The sequence below is a fragment of the Streptomyces cellostaticus genome, assembly GCF_001513965.1.
Classification (GTDB): domain Bacteria; phylum Actinomycetota; class Actinomycetes; order Streptomycetales; family Streptomycetaceae; genus Streptomyces; species Streptomyces cellostaticus.
In genome coordinates, this window is record NZ_KQ948038.1 from 1 (window position 1) to 20542 (window position 20542).

Consider the following 20542-nt stretch of genomic DNA (forward strand, 5'->3'; position numbering starts at 1 on the left):
ATCTAGTCCGGTCTAGTCCGGCCGGGGAGCTTTGATGCCGTGCACGCGTGCGTACTCCGTGGCCAGCCAGGGGCCGAGGTCGTCCACGTACGAGCGCAGGACGTCCGGGGTGCCGACGGGCTCGTAGCCGTACTCCGCCGCCCTGCGCAGCTGTGCGGCCCGCTGCGGGTAGAACGTGCCGAACGCCTCGGCCATCTCCCGCAGGTCGCTGGTCCAGCCGTTCCAGCGGGGCATGACGAGGGTGAAGCCGGTGCGCACGAGGTGCCGGGACATGAAGCGCACCAGGGGCCGCAGGGCCGCCTCCGAGTCCCCGGCGGCGGCGATCCGCTCGCGCCAGCGGGGGAGCCAGAGGGCGAGGTCGCCGTTGGTCTCACGGGCGAGCAGGGAGTCGGGGCGGTAGCGGGGCAGGTACTCGGCGAGGTCGTCGCCGAGCAGCGGCGTGCACAGGCAGGCGACGAACCAGCCCAGGTCGTACCTCTCCAGGTCGCTCAGCAGCCGCGCCCGGCCGTACAGCAGCGTGCCGACGCCGTCGATCTGCCGGAACTCCTGGTCGAGGGAGTCCCCGAGCGCGCGCACGGCCTCCCGGTCGGCGTCGGCCGGCTCCTCGCGCAGGGCGACCAGCAGATCCAGGTCGCTGCGCCCCACGCGCGCGGTGCCGCGCGGAATCGACCCGTAGAGGTAGGCACTGTGCAGCCGCCTGCCGAAGGCGTCCAGCAGCCGGTCGCGCGCGGTGGCCACGACCGGGCGGAACGCGTGCGGCACGCGCGCGAGGGAGCCTTCACGCCTGATGAAGCCCTGGGCGTCGAGACCTTTGGGGGGAACGGTTCCGGCCATGGCGCCACTGTGCCGGGTCAGGAGCGCCGGCACAGGTGATTTACGACGGGGCTACGGCACCGTGTGCGCCCGGGACGGCAGCCCCCGGGGTCGGCCTCAGCGCGACCGCTTCGCCAGCCTCTCGACGTCCAGCAGGATCACGGCCCGCGCCTCCAGGCGGAGCCACCCGCGCTGGGCGAAGTCCGCCAGCGCCTTGTTCACGGTCTCGCGCGAGGCGCCGACCAGCTGGGCCAGCTCCTCCTGCGTGAGGTCGTGCACGACGTGGATGCCCTCTTCGGACTGCACGCCGAAGCGGCGGGAGAGGTCCAGCAAGGCGCGCGCCACCCGGCCGGGGACGTCGGAGAAGACCAGGTCGGACATGGCGTCGTTGGTCTTGCGGAGCCGACGGGCGACGGCGCGCAGCAGCGCGGTGGCCACCTCGGGGCGGGCGTTCAGCCAGGGCTGGAGGTCGCCGTGCCCCAGGCCCAGCAGCTTGACCTCGGTCAGCGCGGTGGCGGTCGCCGTGCGCGGGCCCGGGTCGAAGAGGGACAGCTCGCCGATGAGCTCGCCGGGGCCCACCACGGCCAGCATGTTCTCGCGGCCGTCGGGTGAGGTGCGGTGGAGCTTGACCTTGCCCTCGGTGACGACGTAGAGCCGGTCGCCCGGGTCGCCCTCGTGGAACAGGGAGTCGCCACGTGCGAGGGTCACCTCACTCATGGAGGCGCGCAGTTCCGCGGACTGCTCGTCGTCGAGAGCCGCGAAGAGCGGGTTGCGCCGCAGAACGTCGTCCACGAGTTCTCTCCTTGTCGACCTGCTCAGGGGATCTTGCTCCCCCGTGTGCCAGGGGACCGTGTTCCCCATTTTGCCGGACGGTCCAAACAGTGTGATCTGTCACAAGGATGCCGCACGGGTGTCCCGAGGTAAGCGGCAGGGGTCCAATCGGGGGCTGATCTTCCGGGTCCGGGGCGGATGTCGGTGCCGGGCTTTAGGCTGGCCGGGTGTCCAAATCGCCGGTGAGAGCACGGGACAAGGGGGCTGGGCGGGTGGTTGTACGACGTGATTCCGCTGTGGGCGAACAGGTCCTCGGCGGTAATAGGAAAACAGGCAAAACAGCTAAAAAGGTTGCTCCTGCCAAGAAGGTTACGCCTGCCGAGAAGACCGTGTCCGCCAAAAAGGCCGCCCCGGCCAAAAAGGCCGTTGCCAAGAAGGTCGCAGCCAAGAAGGCCGTCGCCGGGAAGGCCGTCGCCAAGAAGGCAGCGCCCGCCGAGAAGATCGCCGTGAAGCCCCCGGCGAACGAGTCCCGCACCGCCCTGGTCCGCCGCGCCCGGCGCATCAACCGCGAACTCGCCGAGGTCTACCCGTACGCCCACCCCGAGCTGGACTTCGAGAACCCCTTCCAGTTGGTGGTCGCCACGGTGCTCTCGGCCCAGACCACCGACCTGCGCGTCAACCAGACGACCCCGGCGCTCTTCGCCAAGTACCCCACCCCCGAGGACCTCGCCGCCGCCAACCCGGAGGAGGTCGAGGAGATCCTGCGCCCCTGCGGCTTCTTCCGGGCGAAGACGAGGTCGGTGATAGGGCTCTCCAAGGCCCTCGCCGAGGACTTCGGCGGCGAGGTGCCGGGCCGCCTGGAGGACCTCGTCAAGCTGCCCGGCGTCGGCCGCAAGACCGCGTTCGTCGTGCTCGGCAACGCCTTCGGGCGGCCCGGGATCACCGTGGACACCCACTTCCAGCGGCTGGTCCGGCGCTGGCAGTGGACCGGCGAGACCGACCCCGACAAGATCGAGGCGGCCGTCGGCGCACTGTTCCCCAAGAGCGACTGGACCGACCTGTCCCACCACGTGATCTGGCACGGCCGCCGTATCTGCCACGCCCGCAAGCCCGCCTGCGGAGCCTGCCCCATCGCCCCGCTCTGCCCGGCCTACGGCGAGGGCGAGACCGACCCGGAGAAGGCGAAGAAGCTCCTGAAGTACGAGAAGGGCGGCTTCCCGGGCCAGCGCCTGAAGCCCCCGCAGGCCTACCTCGACGCAGGCGGCAGGCCGGCGCCGCCGCTGGGGGCCGGATGACGGAACGATCTCCATGCCCTCGGGCGTTGAACACGGCAGGACGGGGGTGGCGATGACGTACACGCACGACACGCACGACGGCCCGGTGGCGCTGCGCAAGGAGGGCCTGCCGGGCTGGCTGGACCCCGTGGTGCGGGCGGCGGAGACGGTCGAGCCGCTCCAGCTCAGCCGCTTCCTGCCGCCCGAGAACGGCTCGGGGCGCCAGTCGGCCGTGCTGATCCTGTTCGGCGAGGGCGAGCGCGGCCCCGAGCTGCTGCTCATGGAGCGCTCCGGCTCCCTGCGCTCCCATGCCGGCCAGCCGTCCTTCCCCGGCGGCGCCCTCGACCCCGAGGACGGTGACCCGAAGACCGAGGGACCGCTCAGAGCCGCCTTGCGCGAGGCCGAGGAGGAGACCGGGCTCGACCCGGCCGGCGTCCAGCTCTTCGGCGTCCTGCCCGCCCTCTACATCCCGGTCAGCGGCTTCGTCGTCACGCCCGTGCTCGGCTGGTGGCGCAAGCCCAGCCCGGTCGGCGTCGTCGATCCGAACGAGACCGCCCGCGTTTTCACGGTCCCCGTGGCGGATCTCACGGACCCCGTCAACCGCGCCACCGCCGTCCACCCCAGCGGCCACCGAGGTCCGGCATTCCTGGTCGAATCGGCCCTGGTCTGGGGCTTCACGGCCGGAGTGATCGACCGCCTGCTGCACTACGCGGGCTGGGAGCGCCCCTGGGACAGGGAGAAGCAGGTCCCGCTCGACTGGCGGTCATGACAGGGTGTCGTCCGTGCTGTGTTTTTCCGGGTGCTGTGAGCTGTGTTCTTCCGGGTCCTGTGACAGGGTCGGCTTCGCCGCGGAGCCCCGGACCCCCGGCCGAGCTGCTGGGACCGGAGTGAATAGGCGAGGCCTGAAGCGGTGAATGTGCTGGACATCCTGTTGCTGGTGGCGGCCGTGTGGTTCGCGGTCGTGGGCTACCGCCAGGGCTTCGTCGTCGGCATCCTGTCGGTGATCGGGTTCCTCGGCGGCGGTCTCGTGGCCGTGTACACGCTGCCCGTCATCTGGGACGCCGTGACCGACAACGCGGAGGTCGGCACCACCGCAGCCGTCGTCGCCGTGGTCGTCGTCATTGTCTGCGCCTCCATCGGCCAGGCCCTGACCACCCACCTCGGCAACAAGCTGCGCCGCTACATCACCTGGTCCCCGGCCCGCGCCCTGGACGCCACCGGCGGCGCCCTGGTCAACGTCGTCGCGATGCTGCTCGTCGCCTGGCTGATCGGCTCCGCCCTCGCCGGTACCACCCTGCCGACGCTCGGCAAGGAGGTCCGCGGTTCCAAGGTGCTCCTCGGTGTCTCCCGGGCGCTGCCCGCGCAGGCCAACACCTGGTTCGCCGACTTCTCCTCCGTCCTCGCGCAGAACGGCTTCCCGCAGGTCTTCAGCCCCTTCGCCAACGAGCCGATCACCGACGTCCGGCCGCCCGACCCGGCCCTGGCGCGCAGCCCGGTCGCCACCCGTGCCCAGCGGTCCATCGTCAAGGTCACCGGCACCGCCCAGAGCTGCGGCAAGGTCCTGGAAGGCACCGGTTTCGTCTTCGCCGAGCGCCGCGTCATGACCAATGCGCACGTCGTCGGAGGCGTCGACGCGCCCTCCGTGCAGATCGGCGGGGAGGGCCGCAGGTACGCCGCCAAGGTCGTCCTGTACGACTGGAAGCGCGACATCGCCGTCCTCGACGTACCGGCCCTGAAGGCGAATGCCCTCCGGTTCTCCACCCGGGACGCGGCCGGCGGTGACGGCGCGATCGTCGCGGGCTTCCCGGAGAACGGCTCGTACGACGTCCGCGCCGCGCGCGTGCGCGGGCGCATCACGGCCAACGGCCCGGACATCTACCACCGGGGCACGGTCCGCCGCGACGTCTACTCCCTGTACGCGACGGTCCGTCAGGGCAACTCCGGCGGCCCGCTGCTCACGCCCGAGGGCAAGGTCTACGGCGTGGTGTTCGCCAAGTCCCTCGACGACGCCGACACCGGCTACGCCCTCACGGCGGACGAGATCCAGCAGGACATCGCCCGCGGGCGTACGGCGAACGAGCAGGTGGGCACGGACAGCTGCGCCCTGTGATCCTCGGGGAGGGGGCTCAGCCGCGCGGGTGACGCAGGCGTACGGAGACCCAGCGGGCCCGGCGGCGCAGAATGCGCGGAATCCCCACCCTCAGCTCCGCCCCCGCCAGTTGCGGGGCGCCTCGCTGCGAGGAGCCCGGCCCGGCTGCGGAACGGCGGTTGCGGGGTGCGTCACTGTAGTCGTGCGTCCAGCCCATACCCCGACGTGTGCCCCTGCCCCAAGGTCGATAACCGCCTGCGCGCCCCCCAATTGGCCTATGCGGCAGGCATGTGGCCGTTCGGGGAACAAGTGTCCAGGAACCGGATACTCCACGCACCGACCCGGTCACCGATCGGGCTCGGGATCCTTCAGCCAGTTGATCAGCTCGGTGGAGAAAGCCGCCGGATCCTCTTCGTGCGGGAAGTGGCCGAGTCCGTCGAACAGGCGCCAGCGGTACGGGGCTTCGACGTACTCGCCCGAGCCGGCCGCGCTGCGCGTGCGCGTCACCGGGTCCAGTGAGCCGTGCAGATGCAGCGTGGGCACCCGCACCGGCCGCTTCATCCTGCGGTTGAACTGGATGCCGTCGGGGCGGGCCAGCGAGCGCACCAGCCAGCGGTACGGCTCGATCGCACAATGCGCGGTGGACGGGATGCACATGGCCCGCTGGTACGTCTCCACGTCCTTGTCCTCCGGCAGCCGCGGCCCGGACCACTCCCGGATCAGCCGGCCCACCAGCGCGCCGTCGTGGGCGGTCAGCTGCCGCTCGGGGATCCACGGCCGCTGGAACCCCCAGATGTAGGAGCTGGCGGCCGTCTGCCGGGCGTCCCGCAGCATCGCGGAGCGCCAGCGCCGGGGGTGCGGCATCGAGACGACCGCGAGCCGTCGTACGAGCTTGGGCCGCATCGCCGCGGCCGTCCACGCCAGATAGCCGCCCAGGTCGTGGCCGACCAGCGCGGCGTCCGGCTCGCCGAGCGAGCGGATCACGCCGGTGACGTCCAGGGCGAGGTTGGCGGGGTCGTACCCGCGCGGGGTGCGGTCGCTGCCGCCGACACCCCGCAGGTCCATGGCCACCGCCCGGTAGCCCGCGTCGGCGAGCGCGACCAGTTGGTGCCGCCACGTCCACCAGAACTGCGGGAAGCCGTGCAGCAGTAGCACCAGGGGGCCGTCGCCCAGCTCGGCGATGTGGAAGCGCGCGCCGTTGGCGGCGACATCCCGGTGCGTCACCTTCTCCCCGTGGGGAAGTTCGATCCGTACGGCCGACGCGGCGGCGGGCTCCGTCATGACGACGAGCGTGCCACAGCCTCGATGGCCTCCGGAGCCCGGTCCTGCGGCAGCTCCGGGCGCGGATGCGGCTTGGCGTTCTGCAGGACGCCCGCCGTCTCCTTCATCGACGCGGCGACCTTCTGCGGGCCCTGGCTCTTCTTGGCCTTCTTGGCGAACGCCACGCCGATCAGCACGAGCAACCCGGCGATCAGCACGTTCGCCGCGAAGGACAGCAGGAAGCAGACGGCCAGGTTCCAGCCGCTCCAGGTGCGAATGCCGTACGCCAGCGCGAAGTTGAGCATCGGAAGGGAGAACACGAGCACCGCGCCGGCCACCGAGAACGCGCCGCCGCTCATCGCGCCGCGCTTCACGTCCTGCTTGAGCTGGGCCTTGGCCAGCGCGATCTCGTCGTGCACCAGCGCCGACAATTCGGTCGTCGCCGAGGCGAACAGCTGGCCGATGCTGCGTTCGGCGCCGACCGGGCTGCCGTCGGGTGCGCTCATCGCGTTCTCCCTCTGAGGTCTTGTCTGCCGTCTAGTTTTGTACCGTCTCGTCAGATCATGCCGGACGACCGTCCTCCTCGCCTGCCCCGCCCGGCACTTCCTGAAGCCCGTGGCGCGCCGCGACGGCCTTCTCGGCGGCGATGCGCCGGTGCTGTGCCGCCTTGTTCTCGTAGATCTTCGCCATCCGCAGGTGGTAGGCGGGGTCGTCCTGCTCGTAGATGTCCGGGATGCCGTCCCGGTCCTCGTCGCGCTCCTCGTCCTCGCACAGCCCGCGGTACCTGGCGTTGCGTATCTTCAGCAGCACCGTCGCACAGAGGGCCGCGATCAGCGATCCGACGAGGACGGCCGCCTTCACCTCGTCGGTCAGCACCGCGTCGCCCTCGAAGGCCAGTTCGCCGATGAGCAGCGAGACGGTGAAGCCGATCCCGGCGAGGGCGGCCACCGCGAAGACGTCGGCCCAGGCGAGGTCCTCGCTGAGCGAGGCGCGGGTGAACCGGGCGGTCAGCCAGGTGCCGCCGAAGATGCCGACCGTCTTGCCGACGACCAGCCCGAGGACCACCCCGAGCGTCTCCGGCTTGGTGAACACGTCCCCGAGCGCCCCGCCGGAGATCGACACACCGGCACTGAACAGCGCGAACAGCGGTACGGCGAGGCCGGCCGACAGCGGCCGCACCAGGTGTTCGATGTGCTCGCCCGGCGAGTGCTCTTCACCCTCGCGGGTGGTGCAGCGCAGCATCAGGCCCATCGCGACGCCGGCGACCGTGGCGTGCACGCCGCTGTTGTACATCAGCGCCCAGATCACGACCGCCAGTGGCACGTACACGTACCAGCCGCGTACACCCCTGCGCAGCAGCAGCCAGAAGATCACCAGTCCGGCGACGGCTCCGCCGAGCGCGGGGAAACTGATCCGGTCGGTGAAGAAGATCGCGATGATCAGGATCGCGAAGAGGTCGTCGACGACCGCGAGGGTCAGCAGGAAGGCACGCAGGGCGCTGGGCAGCGAGGTGCCGATGACCGCGAGGACGGCGAGGGCGAAGGCGATGTCGGTGGCGGTGGGCACCGCCCAGCCCTGTGTGGAGCCGTGGCCGGTGAGGTTGGTGAGGGTGTAGACGAGTGCCGGTACGGCCATGCCGCACAGCGCGGACACCACGGGCAGCGCGGCCGCCCTGGGGTCGCGCAGGTCCCCGGCGACCAGCTCGCGCTTGAGCTCGATGCCGGCGACGAAGAAGAACACGGCGAGGAGGCCGTCGGCGGCCCAGTGGGCCACGGAGAGGTTCAGGCCGAGGGTGTCGGGGCCGAAGTGGAAGTGGCTGACCGACTCGTAGCTGTGGCGCAGCGCGGGGATGTTCGCCCAGATCAGTGCCGCGACCGCCGCGATGAGGAGCAGGACGCCGCCGACGGTCTCGGTGCGCAGCGCATCCGCGACGAACGTCCGCTCGGGCAGGGACAGGCGTCCGAGTGCCTTGCGGGCGGTGCTCGGGATACGGGGCGCGGTGTTGCGGGGCGCGGCCACGGCGGGGACCTCCGGGTCGGTGGGCAGGACGGAGCACTTGCCGACCAGACTTCCCGGCACACCTTGAGGATCGTTTCGCGTTGAGGGCTTTGCTTAGTTTACCTAAAGTTGCCGCGGGATGCATCCGGTGATCCGTACGTTATGCGCGTGATGTGCAAAAGGGGCACCCGGCGTGCTCGCCGCCGGGCGCCCCTAGGCCTGTCCGGCGGATCCTGCCGGAATCGCGGGGCCTGGCACGCACATCTGTGCGCACCAGGCCCCGCTCACCTGCGCTGATGAGGCACCGTTGCCTGGAGCCGGCCTGATCCGCCGGACAGGCCCTCGTGCCGTACGGCCTAGTCCTCGCTCGGCGCCGCCGGGAGCTTGGCCTGGATGAGGTCCATGACCGCGGAGTCGGTCAGCGTGGTGACGTCACCGAGCTGCCGGTTCTCGGCCACGTCCCGCAGGAGCCGGCGCATGATCTTGCCCGAGCGGGTCTTCGGCAGCTCCGCCACCGGCAGGATCCGCTTGGGCTTGGCGATCGGGCCGAGCGTGGTGCCGACGTGGTCGCGCAGCTCGCCGACCAGCTTGTCGTCCTCGGACGCCGTACCGCGCAGGATGACGAAGGCGACGATGGCCTGGCCGGTGGTCTCGTCGGCGGCACCGACGACGGCCGCCTCGGCGACCGACGGGTGCGAGACGAGCGCCGACTCCACCTCAGTGGTGGAGATGTTGTGCCCGGACACCAGCATCACGTCGTCCACCCGGCCCAACAGCCAGATGTCCCCGTCCTCGTCCTTCTTCGCGCCGTCACCGGCGAAGTACTTGCCCTCGAACCGCGACCAGTAGGTGTCGAGGAACCGCTGGTCGTCGCCCCAGATGGTGCGCAGCATCGACGGCCACGGCTCGGTGAGGACCAGGTAGCCGCCGCCCCCGTTGGGCACCTCGTTCGCCTCGTCGTCGACGACGGTCGCGGCGATGCCGGGCAGCGGGCGCTGCGCCGATCCGGGCTTGGCCTCGGTCACCCCGGGCAGCGGCGAGATCATCATCGCGCCGGTCTCGGTCTGCCACCAGGTGTCCACGACCGGCGTCCGGTCGGCGCCGATGTGCTTGCGGTACCAGACCCACGCCTCGGGGTTGATCGGCTCGCCCACGGAGCCGAGGATCCGCAGGGAGGACAGGTCGAACTGCGCGGGGATGTCGTCGCCCCACTTCATGAACGTACGGATCGCGGTCGGCGCGGTGTAGAGGATCGTGACCCGGTACTTCTCCACGATCTCCCAGAACCGGCCCTGGTGCGGGGTGTCCGGCGTGCCCTCGTACATGACCTGCGTCGCGCCGTTGGCCAGCGGCCCGTACACGATGTAGGAGTGCCCGGTGACCCAGCCGACGTCCGCCGTGCACCAGAAGACGTCCGTCTCCGGCTTGAGGTCGAACACCGCCCAGTGCGTGTACGCCGCCTGCGTGAGGTAGCCGCCGGAGGTGTGCAGGATGCCCTTCGGCTTCCCCGTCGTACCGGAGGTGTAGAGGATGAACAGCGGGTGCTCCGCCTCGAACGCCTCCGGGGTGTGCTCGGCGGACTGCCGCTCCACCAGCTCGTGCCACCAGACGTCCCGCTCGTCGTTCCAGGCCACGTCCTGCCCGGTGCGGCGCACCACCAGCACGTGCTCGACGTTGTCCACGCGCGCGATCGCGTCGTCCACGGCCGGCTTCAGCGCGGACGGCTTGCCGCGCCGGTAGCCGCCGTCGGAGGTGATGACGACCTTGGCGTCCGCGTCCTGGATGCGGGTGGCGAGCGCGTCCGCCGAGAAGCCGCCGAAGACCACGGAGTGGGCGGCGCCGATACGGGCCGAGGCCAGCATCGCGATCGCCGTCTCAGGGATCATCGGCATGTAGATGGCGACCCGGTCGCCCTTGCGGACCCCCAGTTCCAGCAGGGCGTTGGCCGCCTTGGAGACCTCGTCCTTCAGCTCCGCGTAGGTGATCGCTCGACTGTCGCCGGGCTCACCCTCGAAGTGGATGGCGACCCGGTCCCCGAGGCCCGCCTCGACATGCCGGTCCACGCAGTTGTACGCGACGTTCAGCTCGCCGTCCTTGAACCACTTCGCGAACGGCGGGTTCGACCAGTCCAGTGTCTCCGACGGTTCCTTGGCCCAGGTCAGCCGACGGGCCTGCTCGGCCCAGAAGCCGAGCCTGTCAGCCTTGGCCTGTTCGTACGCCTCGGCCGTGACGTTGGCGTTCGCGGCCAGGTCAGCCGGCGGCGCGAAGCGTCGCTCCTCCTTCAAGAGGTTGGCCAGGCTTTCGTTGCTCACGACATCTCCCTTTCCCAGGGTGTCCGTTGTGTCCCAGGCCACAGCTCATCAGACGCGGGGGGCCGATGACAAGGGTCGACGGCGAAATTGGTTTAGACCTGTCTGGGATGGGTCGCTCATGCAGGACTGCGTTCCTCGTGCGCTCCTCTCATATCGTCTCTCACGCCCTCGAACACCGGGCCGTCTGCCGTGCCGCCCAGCAGGTAGGCCTGCGCCTCGCCGACGTGGAAGTACATCCCGTGCAGCTCCAGCGCGCCGGCCGCCAGGGCCCGCGCGACCGGGGCGTGCGCCCGCAGGTGCTCCAGTTGCTGGACCACGTTGGTCAGGCACAGCTGCTCCACCGCGTCGGCAGGTGCCCGCCCGGCCAGCCGGGGCCACGTGTGCCGGTCGCCGGTCATCCGCTCCAGGCTCGGCAGCCCGTGCCTGAGCCACCGCCCCAGCGGCGTCGCCGCACCCCCGGGCTCGGCGGTCGACAGCGCCTGCATCGCCCCGCACCCGGAGTGCCCGCACACCGTGATGGACCGCACCCTGAGCACCTCCACCGCGTATTCGATGGCGGCTGCCACCGAATCGTCGCCGTGCTCCTTGCCCGGCGGCGGCACCAGGTTGCCGATGTTGCGGACGACGAACAGGTCGCCGGGACCACTGGAGGTGATCATCGATGTGACGAGCCGGGAGTCGGCACAGGTCAGGAAGAGCTGCGAGGGCCGCTGCCCTTCCCGCGCCAGCCGCGCCAGCTCCTCCCGCACCAGCGGGGCGGTGTTCCGCTGGAACGAGCTGATGCCACGGGCGAGTTCATGGGCGACAGGTGCGACGGCTGTGTCCGGGAAGCAGGTCTGGTGGTTGCGCCAGGGCGTCCAGGGACGGCAGCGGCACACGGCGGAGGGGGCCGGATCGGCGGTCCGGACTCCGCTGCGCCGGCCCGTCAGCTCGGCGGAACCGCCCCGCGCGGTGTGGGCGCTCTGCCAGTCCTGCAGTGACTCGTACGCCGCGTGGTCCATGAACGACCCGTCCAACTCCACGACGGCGTAGGCGCCTTGGGGTACGAGATGCAGGGCTCTGCTGAGCCGAGGCACCGCGAGGAACGTCAACTGGCCGCGTACATGTACGTGATGGACTCCTTCCTTCTCTTCGTGCGTGATGCGGGTGCGGGCGAGGCGGCGCAGGGCGAGGGCGACCGCCACGGCGACCCCGAGGGCCACGCCCTCCAGGACGCCGAGGAACACCACGCCGAGTGTGGTGGCGGCGTACACCAGCACTTCACGGTGGCGGGTCACCGTGCGGATGTGGTGCAGGGACACCATCTTGATGCCGACGGCCATCACGAGGGCGGCGAGCGAGGCGAGCGGGATCCGCTCCAGGAGCGGGACCATCAGCAGCGCGGCGACTACTACGAAAACGCCGTGCAGCATCGTGGAGTTCCGGCTCACGGCACCGGAATTCACATTCGCCGAACTCCGCACGGCCACTCCCGCGACCGGCAGTCCGCCGAGTGTTCCGGAGACGATGTTGGCGGCGCCCTGACCGAGCAGCTCGCGGTCCAGGTCCGAGCGGCCGATGGGGGCCCCGGGCCCGGGCCGGGCGGCGACCAGCTTGTCCACGGCGACCGCGCCGAGCAGCGACTGCACGCTGCACACCAGCGTGGTGGTGAGCACGGCGGCGGCGATGCCGAGCACCGGCCCCTCGGGCAGCGAGGCCAGGGCGTGGCTGTGCCAGGACGGCAGGTCGACCCGGGGCAGGGTCAGCGCGGTCAGCGCGGCGGTGGCGGTGGCCCCGGCGACGGCGACCAGGGCGGCCGGGATCCTGCGTGTGAGGCGTCCGGCACGGCCGGGGATGCGCGGCCAGGCCAGCAGCAGGGTCAGGGTCAGCGCGCTCATCGACACGGCGGCCGGGTGCAGGTGGGCCAACTGGGCGGGCAGGGCGTGCAGGTTGGCGAGGACGGAACTGTCCGGGCTGCCGCCGAGGACGATGTGCAGCTGGGCGACGGCGATGGTGACGCCGATACCGGCGAGCGTGCCGTGCACCACGGCGGGGCTGACGGCGAGCGCACCGCTGGCCACGCGCAGGCCGCCGAGGCCTAGTTGGGCGAGCCCGGCGAGGACGGTGATGCCGCACGTGGCCTGCCAGCCGTAGTGGTGGATCAGGTCGGCGGTGACCACCGTGAGTCCGGCGGCGGGGCCGCTGACCTGCAGTGGGCTGCCGCCGAGCCGTCCGGCGACGAGTCCGCCGACGGCGGCGGCGACCAGGCCGGCCTGGAGCGGGGCGCCGGTGGCGAGGGCGATGCCGAGGGACAGGGGCAGGGCGATCAGGAAGACCGCGATGGACGCGGACAGATCGGCGCCCTCGATGCGAAAGGGGCGCCGCGGGGCCGGCGGGGGGCTGTGCGGCGAGTGGGGGTGCTGGGTGCGAGGGGGTGCGCAGGCTGACATGGTCCCGTCTCCTCCGGGCGGCGCGGTCGCGGACTGGGTGGTTCCCCGTCGGGGGCGGGGGCTCGGTCGCGGCCGTGGGGTCACGGCGTGCAGCGGCGGGATGGAATCAACGCTTGGTAAATGAACCGTAATGCAGAGTAAAGGGCATGCATAACTTTTCGGGGCAAATGGAGTAATCGTTCACCCCTCTTGGCGAAGCAGTCATTTCATCGGCTTGTCGTATTAATTCCTTCTCGGTCCCGTGCGACCTTGGCGGCGCTGTCGGTACAACCCGGCATATCGCCAGAAAACGCCCTCGTCAGCGTTTGCCTGAGAGAAGGAAGAAGGTGAGCGGAACATGGCCGCCACCCAGAGGATCGCCGCCGGCACCATGGCCGCCGCGGCCTGTGCCGCGTCGCTCGCCGGTTGCGCGACCGGCTCCGGCGGAACGGAGGAAGGGCCGTCCGGGCCGCAGAAGGGGGCACCGGCACCCAACAGCGTGCTTCGTCTGATCGGCGACGGGTCCACCGCCTACACCGGCGCGCAGCCGCATCTGCCCAGCCCCGAGCGGCTGAAGCCAGGTCAGAAGCCCCCGCAGTTCGTGGTGTTCTCCTGGGACGGCGCGGGCGAGGACAGCCAGAAGCTGTTCTCTCACTTCCGCAAGGTCTCCAAGGAGAACAACGCGACGATGACGTACTTCCTCAGCGGTGTGTACGTGCTGCCGGAGGAGAAGCGCGACCTCTACCGGCCGCCCCAGCACTCGCCGGGCAGCTCGGAGATCGGCTTCAACGACGAGCAGGGCATCGCCGACACCCTCAAGCAGGTGCGGCTGGCCTGGCTGGAGGGCAACGAGATCGGCACCCACTTCAACGGCCACTTCTGCGGCACCGACGGCGGGGTCGGCGAGTGGTCGGTCAAGGAGTGGAAGAGCGAGATCGCCCAGGCCAAGGAGTTCGTGAAGTCCTGGAGGACGAACACCGAGATGAAGAAGGCGGCCCCGCTGCCCTTCGACTACGACAAGGAGCTGATCGGCGCCCGGACCCCCTGCCTGGAAGGGCAGAAGAACTTCATGAAGGCGGCCCGCCAACTGGGCTTCCGCTACGACTCCAGCGGAGTCAACGACCAGGTCTGGCCCAAGAAGAAGCAGGGCCTGTGGGACGTGTCGATGCAGTTGGTGCCCTTCCCCGGGCACACCTATGAGCAGCTGACCATGGACTACAACTTCATGATCAACCAGTCGGGCACCCAGACCCAGGGCGACCCCGACAAGTTCGACTACTGGGGCGACCAGATGCGCGACGGCCTGCTCAAGGGCTTCTACCGGGCCTACGACGGCAACCGCGCGCCCCTGATCATCGGCAACCACTTCGAGTCCTGGAACGGCGGCACCTACATGCGTGCCATCGACGAGGTGGTGAAGGAGGTGTGCAACAAGTCCGAGGTGCGCTGTGTCTCCTTCCACCAGCTCGTCGACTGGCTGGATGCCCAGGACCCGCAGACACTGGCGAAGCTGCGGACCCTGGACGTGGGCGAGGCGCCCCGGCAGGGCTGGGCGTCCTTCCTCTCCGGCCGCCCGGCCCCGGCGCCGAAGGGTGTACCCGGGGCACCGGCCGACAAGTAGGAGGTGTCAGACGGGAGTTGCCACGCTTTCGCCCAGCACGAAGTCGGGGTCGACCTGCGCAGCCAGGTCGGCCCCGGTGCGCTCGTTGCCCCACGCCTCGGCGTTCTTCAGGTGGAAGTGCACCATCTGGCGTGTGTAGTGCTCCCAGTCGCGCGCCTCGTACCTGGCGTCGGCGGCGGCCCGCAGGGTGTGCAGGGCACGGGCGTTGGCCTCCTCCAGGAGGTCGAACCGGGGCGGACGGCCCTTTTCCATGGCGCGCACCCAGTCCGAGTGCCCGACCGTCACGAGCAGGTCGTCGCCGGCCTCTGCCCTGAGGAAGTCGATGTCGTCCTGCGCCTGGACCTTGTTGCCGACGACCTTCAGGGCGACGCCGAAGTCGCGGGCGTACTCCTTGTACTGGCGGTAGACGGAGACCCCCTTCCGGGTCGGCTCGGCGACGAGGAACGTCATGTCGAAGCGGGTGAACATGCCGGAGGCGAAGGAGTCCGAACCGGCCGTCATGTCGACAACGACGTACTCGTCGGGGCCGTCGACGAGGTGGTTCAGGAACAGCTCCACCGCTCCCGTCTTGGAGTGGTAGCAGGCGACTCCCAGGTCGGCGTCGGTGAAGGGGCCGGTGACCATCAAACGGGCGGCGCCGCCGTCGAGTTCCACCGGGCGCGCGCAGGCGTCGTACACCGGGTTGGGCTCCCGCACCCGGACCAGCCGCGAACCCTCGCCGGGCGGGGTCGTCTTGATCATCGTGGCGGCTGAGGCGATGCGCGGGTTGGAGCCGCGCAGGTAGTCCTTGATCAGCGACAGCCGTTCGCCCATGGCGGGCACCGCGGCCGCCTCCGGCTCCTCGAGACCGAGCGCCGGGCCGAGGTGCTGGTTGATGTCCGCGTCGATGGCGACCACCGGTCGGCCGGCGGCCACGAGGTGGCGGATGAAGAGGGAGGAGAGCGTGGTCTTGCCGCTGCCACCCTTCCCGACGAAAGCAATTTTCATGTTCACCAAGGGTAGTCAGCTGATAGCTGTATGTGTCAGTCGGAGTGAAGAAGACCACTCCTTCGTGGGGTGGAGGGCTGGGGTGCGTAGGGTCGTACTCATGAGTACGACAGGCGCGACCGCCGATCCGCTCGCGGCCCTGGGTTCGCTGCCCGGTGTGGCCGAGTCCGTGGAGTCCGTGCGCAAGGCCGTGGACCGGGTCTACGGGCATCGAGTCATGCGGCGCCGTAGCAACGAGATCACCTCCGAGGCGGCGCTGCGCGGTGCCCGCGGTTCGGCGGCGCTGTCCGGCGCCGACTGGGCCCTGGAGGAGGTGCGGCGGCGCACCGACTTCAGTGCCGACGCCGAGGCGCGTGTCGTGGGCGCGGCGCTCAGGCTGACGGCCGAGGCGGGGCAGCTGCTGTCCATCTGGCGGCAGTCGCCCCTCAGGGTGCTGGCCCGGCTGCACCTGGTGGCCGCCGCGAGCGACGGCGACGAGGTGGGCCGCCCGCGCCAGGCGGGCGAGCCGGTCGACGAGCCGCTGGTCGAACTGCCGCTGCCGGACGCCAGGGAAGTGTCCGGCCGGCTGGAGGGCCTGGCGGACCTGATCATCGCGGGCACCTCCGCGCCTGCGCTGGTGACGGCCGCCGTGGTGCACGGCGAGCTGCTCGCGCTGCGCCCCTTCACTTCCCGCAACGGCCTGGTCGCGCGCGCGGCCGAGCGGATCGTCCTGATCGGCAGCGGTCTCGACCCCAAGGCGGTGTGCCCGGCCGAGGTGGGCCACGCCGAACTCGGCCGGGCCTCCTACCTCGCCGCGCTGGACGGGTACGTTTCCGGCACCCCGGAAGGCATGGCGGCCTGGATCGCGCACTGCGGCAGGGCGGTCGAGCTGGGTGTGCGCGAGTCCACGGCGGTGTGCGAGGCGCTGCAGCGCGGGGCGGCCTGAGGAAACTCCCCGGACACGGGTTGCGGCGGTACGAGTTCTCGTACCGCCGCTGGCATGTTCACCCGGTTACCAGGCGTCCTCGATATGTCGCCCATCAGGTCGGGGACTTTGCTCGACCTGGTGCGGCTGGCCCGTAATCGACGGGTCGACGTCGCGTGGGTGCCCGATGTTCATGCAAGGTCCGTGGGCCGACTGCGTAGTAGTAGGGGATCCTCTCGGATGTCCTTTTGGTCTCGCGGGCCGTTAAATCCTTTGTACTGCAAGCAGGTAGTAAGCGGAACCCCAGCACGCAGTTCTTTACTTTCAGGATCAAACAGGGGCGAATTGGTCAGGAGGCGAGGCTGCGTCGCCGGCTTGCGTACCAGACGAGGCCCGCGGTGGCGGCCGCCGCTCCTATGGCCGCCATCGCGACGAGCGCCGGGCGGGGCGGTACGGAGAATGCGGGCAGCCGCTGCTTGAGCCGGACCGGCCGGCGGAACTCCAGAATCGGCCACCCGCGCGCGAGTGCTTCACGGCGCAGCGCGCGGTCCGGGTTCACGGCGTGCGGATGCCCGACCGCCTGGAGCATCGGCAGGTCGGTGGCCGAGTCGCTGTAGGCGTAGCAGCGGTCGAGGTCGTACCCCTCGCTCGCGGCCAGGTCCCTGATCGCCTCGGCCTTGGTCGGGCCGTAGGCGTAGTACTCCACCTCCCCGGTGAAGCAGCCGTCCTCGCCGACGACCATGCGCGTGGCCACCACCCGGTCGGCGCCGAGCAGCTCGCCGACCGGCTCGACCACCTCCGCGCCCGAGGTCGACACGATCACGACGTCGCGTCCGGCCGTGTGGTGCTCCTCGATGAGGGAGGCGGCCTCGTCGTAGATGATCGGATCGATCAGGTCGTGCAGGGTCTCGGCGACGATCTCTTTCACCTGCTGGACGTTCCAGCCGCGGCACAGCGCGGACAGGTACTCGCGCATGCGCTCCATCTGGTCGTGGTCCAGGCCGCCCACCAGGAACACGAACTGGGCATATGCGGTACGCAGTGCGGCCCTGCGGTTGATCAGTCCACCCTGGTAGAAGGACTTGCTGAAGGTGAGCGTGCTCGACTTCGCAATGACCGTCTTGTCCAGGTCAAAGAAGGCTGCTGCGCGGGGCAAGGAGTGGTTTTCCACGCCCCTGAGCATAGGCGCCCACCATTCGGCGTAAGGTGGGGCGCGTGGGTTTGCCTGAGAGGGCTCTCGGGTACACCATGGAAGTCACGGATCGTTCGCGACCGTGCTAACCCGGTCCGGCTCCTCCCCCCCCGAGTCGGCCGTGGGGACGACCCCCGCTCTCCCCCCCGGCGGGGGTCGTCGCATGTCCGGGTGGGTTTTCTCCCTTCTTTCCGCGGCCGTGAGGCCGGTGAGCGGCGGCGTGGCCGCCGCTTCTGCATGTCCATGATTCGTTACTCATGGTAATCACTGGATTGCTCTGTGGAAGTCGTACAGGGATCAGCGCAGGGGTCACCGGTATGGGTGACAGCGATATTCACAACCGCTGAGTTGTCCACGGTTTTCGACCAAGATCCACACGATTTCCGGGTTCGCTGCACCGTGATTCCAGCGCGCTCCGACCGCGGCGAGTTCATGGCCGGTTCCGATTGCCGGGGTGCGTATGGCCGGTTCCTATCGGCCGCTCATATGGGGGGCCGGTTGCCGGTTCTCCACGTCTTTGGGAATCGCGTGGCCGCAGGGGCTGCGCGGAAGTCGCAGTCAAGGGGGATCACACGTGGCCGGAACCGTCACCCACGACCCGTCGCCCGCCACCGGAGGCAGGCCGGGACGGCCGCTCATCGTCACCGAGGACGCCGAACTCCTCGACGATCTGCTGCGCCTGTGCGCGGCCGCGGGCGCCACACCAGAGGTCCATCACGGCGTTCCCGACCACGGCGGTGGCTGGGAAGCTGCCCCGCTCGTCCTCGTCGGCGACGACGCCGCCCGCCGGGTGCACGGAGCCGCGCGCCGGCGCGGCGTGGTGCTGGTCGGCCGCGACCAGGACGACTCAGGGGTGTGGAAAAGGGCCGTCCAGATCGGCGCCGACCACGTCCTGATGCTGCCCGACGGCGAGCAGTGGCTGGTCGACCGGATCGCCGACGTCGCCGAGGGCGTCGGCCGCCCGGCCCTCACCGTCGGGATCATCGGGGGCCGGGGCGGGGCCGGTGCGTCCACGCTGGCCTGTGCGCTCGCCGTCACCTCCGCGCGCCAGGGGCTGCGCACGCTCCTCGTGGACGCCGATCCGCTGGGCGGCGGACTCGACGTACTCCTCGGCGGCGAAACGGCCGAGGGGCTGCGCTGGCCCGCCTTCGCCGCCTCGCGCGGCCGGGTCGGCGGCGGCGCCCTGGAGGAGTCGCTGCCCGAACTGCACGCACTGCGGGTGCTCAGCTGGGACCGCGGGGACTGCGTCGGCATTCCGCCCCAGGCCGTACGCGCGGTTCTCGCCGCTGCCCGCCGGCGCGGCGGCACGGTCGTCGTCGACCTCCCGCGCCGCTTGGACGACGGGGTCGCCGAAGCCCTCGCCCAGCTCGACCTGGCAGTGCTCGTCGTCCCGGCCGAACTGCGCGCGGTGGCGGCGGCCGGCCGGGTGGCGTCCGCCGTAGGCATGGTCGTACGGGACCTGCGCGTGGCGGTCCGGGGGCCGTACGCACCCGGCCTCGACGACCGCGAGGTGGCCCGGCTGCTGAGCCTGCCCCTGGCCGGCGAGGTGCCCGTCGAACCGGCGCTGCTGCGCCCGCATCCAGCCCCCGAACCGCCCGGCGCGAGTGGACGCAGTCCCCTGGCCCGCTTCTGCACCACCTTCTGGGAGCAGGCCCTGGTCGAGGCGGGAGGCACACGATGACGCTCCCCGGACTCGACCGGGCCGACGGCGCGGCCCTGCTCGACGGAGTCCGCCGATGGCTGGTGGAGAGCGGCGCCGAACCCACCCCCGCGCGCGTGGCCCAGGCGCTGCGCGAACAGGGCCGGGTGCTGGGTGATGCCGAAGTCCTCGGCGCGGCCGAGCAGCTGCGGTCCGAACTCGTCGGCACCGGCCCCCTGGAGCCGCTGCTGGCCGACCCGGGCGTCACCGACGTCCTCGTGTCGGCCCCGGACCGGGTGTGGGTGGACCGCGGCGGCGGCCTGGAACTGACCCCGGTGACCTTTCCCGACACGGCGGCCGTACGACGCCTCGCGCAGCGGCTGGCCGCCGTGGCCGGACGCCGGCTGGACGACGCACGGCCCTGGGCCGATGCCCGGCTGCCCGACGGAACCCGGCTGCACGCGGTGCTGCCCCCGGTGGCCGTCGGCTGCACATGCCTGTCCCTGCGGGTGGTACGGCCCCGGGCGTTCACCCTCGGGGAACTGGTCCAGGCGGGCACCGTGCCACCCGGCGGGGACCGGATCCTGCGGGCACTGCTGGCGGCCCGGCTGTCCTTCCTCGTCAGCGGCGGCACCGGCAGCGGCAAGACGACCCTGCTGAGCGCCCTGCTCGGCCTGGTCGGATCCGGGGAACGGATCGTGCTCGCCGAGGACTCGGCGGAGCTGAGACCGGAACACCCGCACGTCGTACGGCTGGAGACCCGGCCCGCCAACCAGGAGGGCGCCGGCCTGGTCACCCTGGAGGACCTCGTCCGGCAGGCGCTGCGGATGCGGCCCGACCGGCTGGTCGTCGGCGAGGTGCGCGGCCCCGAGGTGGTGCATCTGCTGGCCGCGCTCAACACCGGCCACGAAGGGGGCTGCGGCACCGTGCACGCCAACGCGGCCGCGGACGTGCCGGCCCGCCTGGAGGCCCTCGGGACGGCGGCCGGGCTCGACCGGGCCGCGCTGCACAGCCAGGTGGCGGCCGCGCTGTCGGTGGTGCTCCACCTCGTACGGGACCGGTCCGGGCGGCGCCGGATCGCCGAAGTGCACGTGCTGGAACGGGACGCCTCGGGGCTGGTGCGGACGGTACCGGCACTGCGCTGGGGTGCGCACGCCTTCGCCCGGGAGCGCGGCTGGGAGCGGCTGTGGGGCCTGCTGCGCGGCGAGTCCGAGAGCGAGAGCAGCGAGAGGCGCGAGAGGAGCGAGAGGGGTGACGGCAGTGAGCACTGACAT

At 70.9% G+C, this 20542-nt stretch carries 17 protein-coding genes; 7 read left to right on the forward strand and 10 right to left on the reverse strand.

The features are described 5' to 3' along the window. Window positions 1-12 precede the first annotated feature (12 nt). Window positions 13-834, reverse strand: coding sequence for a nucleotidyltransferase domain-containing protein (locus AQI88_RS32695; RefSeq protein WP_067006408.1), 822 nt, complete (start codon window positions 832-834; stop codon window positions 13-15). 96 nt (window positions 835-930) lie between these two features. Then, entirely contained in the window at window positions 931-1605 is a 675-nt protein-coding gene (locus AQI88_RS32700; RefSeq protein ID WP_018547939.1) for a Crp/Fnr family transcriptional regulator, read from the reverse strand. A 275-nt stretch (window positions 1606-1880) separates the two neighbouring features. Here AQI88_RS32700 and nth point away from each other — a divergent pair, with 275 nt between their 5' ends. The 3 genes from nth (at window position 1881) to AQI88_RS32715 (ending at window position 4968) form a co-directional block, all read left to right on the forward strand. Continuing rightward, window positions 1881-2879, forward strand: coding sequence for an endonuclease III (gene nth, locus AQI88_RS32705; protein ID WP_067006126.1), 999 nt, complete (start codon window positions 1881-1883; stop codon window positions 2877-2879). 52 nt (window positions 2880-2931) lie between these two features. After that, window positions 2932-3627, forward strand: a complete 696-nt coding sequence (locus tag AQI88_RS32710; protein ID WP_067006128.1) for an NUDIX hydrolase — start codon at window positions 2932-2934, stop codon at window positions 3625-3627. Between the two features lie 141 nt (window positions 3628-3768). Continuing rightward, window positions 3769-4968: a MarP family serine protease gene (locus tag AQI88_RS32715; protein WP_067006130.1), complete on the forward strand. Its 1200-nt coding sequence runs from the start codon at window positions 3769-3771 to the stop codon at window positions 4966-4968. A gap of 16 nt (window positions 4969-4984) precedes the next feature. On the opposite strand, the gene AQI88_RS48015 is transcribed toward AQI88_RS32715, so the two are convergent. The 6 genes from AQI88_RS48015 to AQI88_RS32740 form a co-directional block, all read right to left on the reverse strand. Then, window positions 4985-5164, reverse strand: a complete 180-nt coding sequence (locus AQI88_RS48015; RefSeq protein ID WP_079057961.1) for a hypothetical protein — start codon at window positions 5162-5164, stop codon at window positions 4985-4987. A gap of 128 nt (window positions 5165-5292) precedes the next feature. Then, window positions 5293-6228, reverse strand: a complete 936-nt coding sequence (locus tag AQI88_RS32720) for an alpha/beta fold hydrolase (RefSeq protein WP_067006132.1) — start codon at window positions 6226-6228, stop codon at window positions 5293-5295. Continuing rightward, on the reverse strand, window positions 6225-6713 hold the full coding sequence (locus AQI88_RS32725) for a phage holin family protein (protein WP_067006134.1): 489 nt from the start codon (window positions 6711-6713) through the stop codon (window positions 6225-6227). Before AQI88_RS32725 ends, AQI88_RS32720 begins: the two co-directional genes overlap by 4 nt. Before the next feature lie 55 nt (window positions 6714-6768). Further along, window positions 6769-8226, reverse strand: coding sequence for a Na+/H+ antiporter NhaA (nhaA, locus tag AQI88_RS32730; RefSeq protein ID WP_067006411.1), 1458 nt, complete (start codon window positions 8224-8226; stop codon window positions 6769-6771). A 335-nt stretch (window positions 8227-8561) separates the two neighbouring features. After that, entirely contained in the window at window positions 8562-10517 is a 1956-nt protein-coding gene (acs, locus tag AQI88_RS32735; protein ID WP_067006136.1) for an acetate--CoA ligase, read from the reverse strand. Window positions 10518-10633: 116 nt separating this feature from the next. Next, complete coding sequence (locus AQI88_RS32740; protein ID WP_067006138.1) at window positions 10634-12946, reverse strand: bifunctional SulP family inorganic anion transporter/carbonic anhydrase; 2313 nt, start codon at window positions 12944-12946, stop codon at window positions 10634-10636. 337 nt (window positions 12947-13283) lie between these two features. Between AQI88_RS32740 and AQI88_RS32745 the strand changes: the two genes are divergently transcribed. Continuing rightward, the gene (locus AQI88_RS32745; RefSeq protein WP_067006140.1) at window positions 13284-14546 is read left to right on the forward strand and encodes a polysaccharide deacetylase family protein; all 1263 of its coding nucleotides are present in this window, start codon (window positions 13284-13286) and stop codon (window positions 14544-14546) included. Window positions 14547-14552: 6 nt separating this feature from the next. Here the strand turns inward: AQI88_RS32745 and AQI88_RS32750 are convergent, their stop codons facing one another. Then, window positions 14553-15533, reverse strand: coding sequence for an ATP-binding protein (locus AQI88_RS32750; protein ID WP_208615971.1), 981 nt, complete (start codon window positions 15531-15533; stop codon window positions 14553-14555). A 100-nt stretch (window positions 15534-15633) separates the two neighbouring features. Here AQI88_RS32750 and AQI88_RS32755 point away from each other — a divergent pair, with 100 nt between their 5' ends. Then, window positions 15634-16458, forward strand: a complete 825-nt coding sequence (locus AQI88_RS32755) for a Fic family protein (protein ID WP_067006143.1) — start codon at window positions 15634-15636, stop codon at window positions 16456-16458. Window positions 16459-16786: 328 nt separating this feature from the next. On the opposite strand, the gene AQI88_RS32760 is transcribed toward AQI88_RS32755, so the two are convergent. After that, window positions 16787-17620, reverse strand: a complete 834-nt coding sequence (locus AQI88_RS32760; protein ID WP_067006145.1) for an HAD family hydrolase — start codon at window positions 17618-17620, stop codon at window positions 16787-16789. A 583-nt stretch (window positions 17621-18203) separates the two neighbouring features. Between AQI88_RS32760 and ssd the strand changes: the two genes are divergently transcribed. Beyond that, on the forward strand, window positions 18204-19310 hold the full coding sequence (gene ssd / locus AQI88_RS32765) for a septum site-determining protein Ssd (protein WP_067006147.1): 1107 nt from the start codon (window positions 18204-18206) through the stop codon (window positions 19308-19310). Then, a complete protein-coding gene (locus tag AQI88_RS32770; RefSeq protein ID WP_067006149.1) occupies window positions 19307-20539 on the forward strand; it encodes a TadA family conjugal transfer-associated ATPase in 1233 nt (410 codons plus the stop codon). The genes ssd and AQI88_RS32770 overlap by 4 nt, the downstream gene beginning before the upstream one ends. The last annotated feature ends 3 nt before the right edge of the window (window positions 20540-20542 follow it).

Excerpts from the sequence above, each read along its gene's own strand:
- AQI88_RS32710 (WP_067006128.1), top strand. The coding sequence starts at position 2,932 with ATGACGTACACGCACGACACGCACGACGGCCCGGTGGCGCTGCGCAAG.
- AQI88_RS32750 (WP_208615971.1), bottom strand. The coding sequence starts at position 15,533 with ATGAAAATTGCTTTCGTCGGGAAGGGTGGCAGCGGCAAGACCACGCTC.
- AQI88_RS32755 (WP_067006143.1), top strand. The coding sequence starts at position 15,634 with ATGAGTACGACAGGCGCGACCGCCGATCCGCTCGCGGCCCTGGGTTCG.
- AQI88_RS32760 (WP_067006145.1), bottom strand. The coding sequence starts at position 17,620 with ATGCTCAGGGGCGTGGAAAACCACTCCTTGCCCCGCGCAGCAGCCTTC.
- AQI88_RS32720 (WP_067006132.1), bottom strand. The coding sequence starts at position 6,228 with ATGACGGAGCCCGCCGCCGCGTCGGCCGTACGGATCGAACTTCCCCAC.
- AQI88_RS32745 (WP_067006140.1), top strand. The coding sequence starts at position 13,284 with ATGGCCGCCACCCAGAGGATCGCCGCCGGCACCATGGCCGCCGCGGCC.
- AQI88_RS32695 (WP_067006408.1), bottom strand. The coding sequence starts at position 834 with ATGGCCGGAACCGTTCCCCCCAAAGGTCTCGACGCCCAGGGCTTCATC.
- AQI88_RS32770 (WP_067006149.1), top strand. The coding sequence starts at position 19,307 with ATGACGCTCCCCGGACTCGACCGGGCCGACGGCGCGGCCCTGCTCGAC.
- AQI88_RS32740 (WP_067006138.1), bottom strand. The coding sequence starts at position 12,946 with ATGTCAGCCTGCGCACCCCCTCGCACCCAGCACCCCCACTCGCCGCAC.
- AQI88_RS48015 (WP_079057961.1), bottom strand. The coding sequence starts at position 5,164 with ATGGGCTGGACGCACGACTACAGTGACGCACCCCGCAACCGCCGTTCC.
- AQI88_RS32725 (WP_067006134.1), bottom strand. The coding sequence starts at position 6,713 with ATGAGCGCACCCGACGGCAGCCCGGTCGGCGCCGAACGCAGCATCGGC.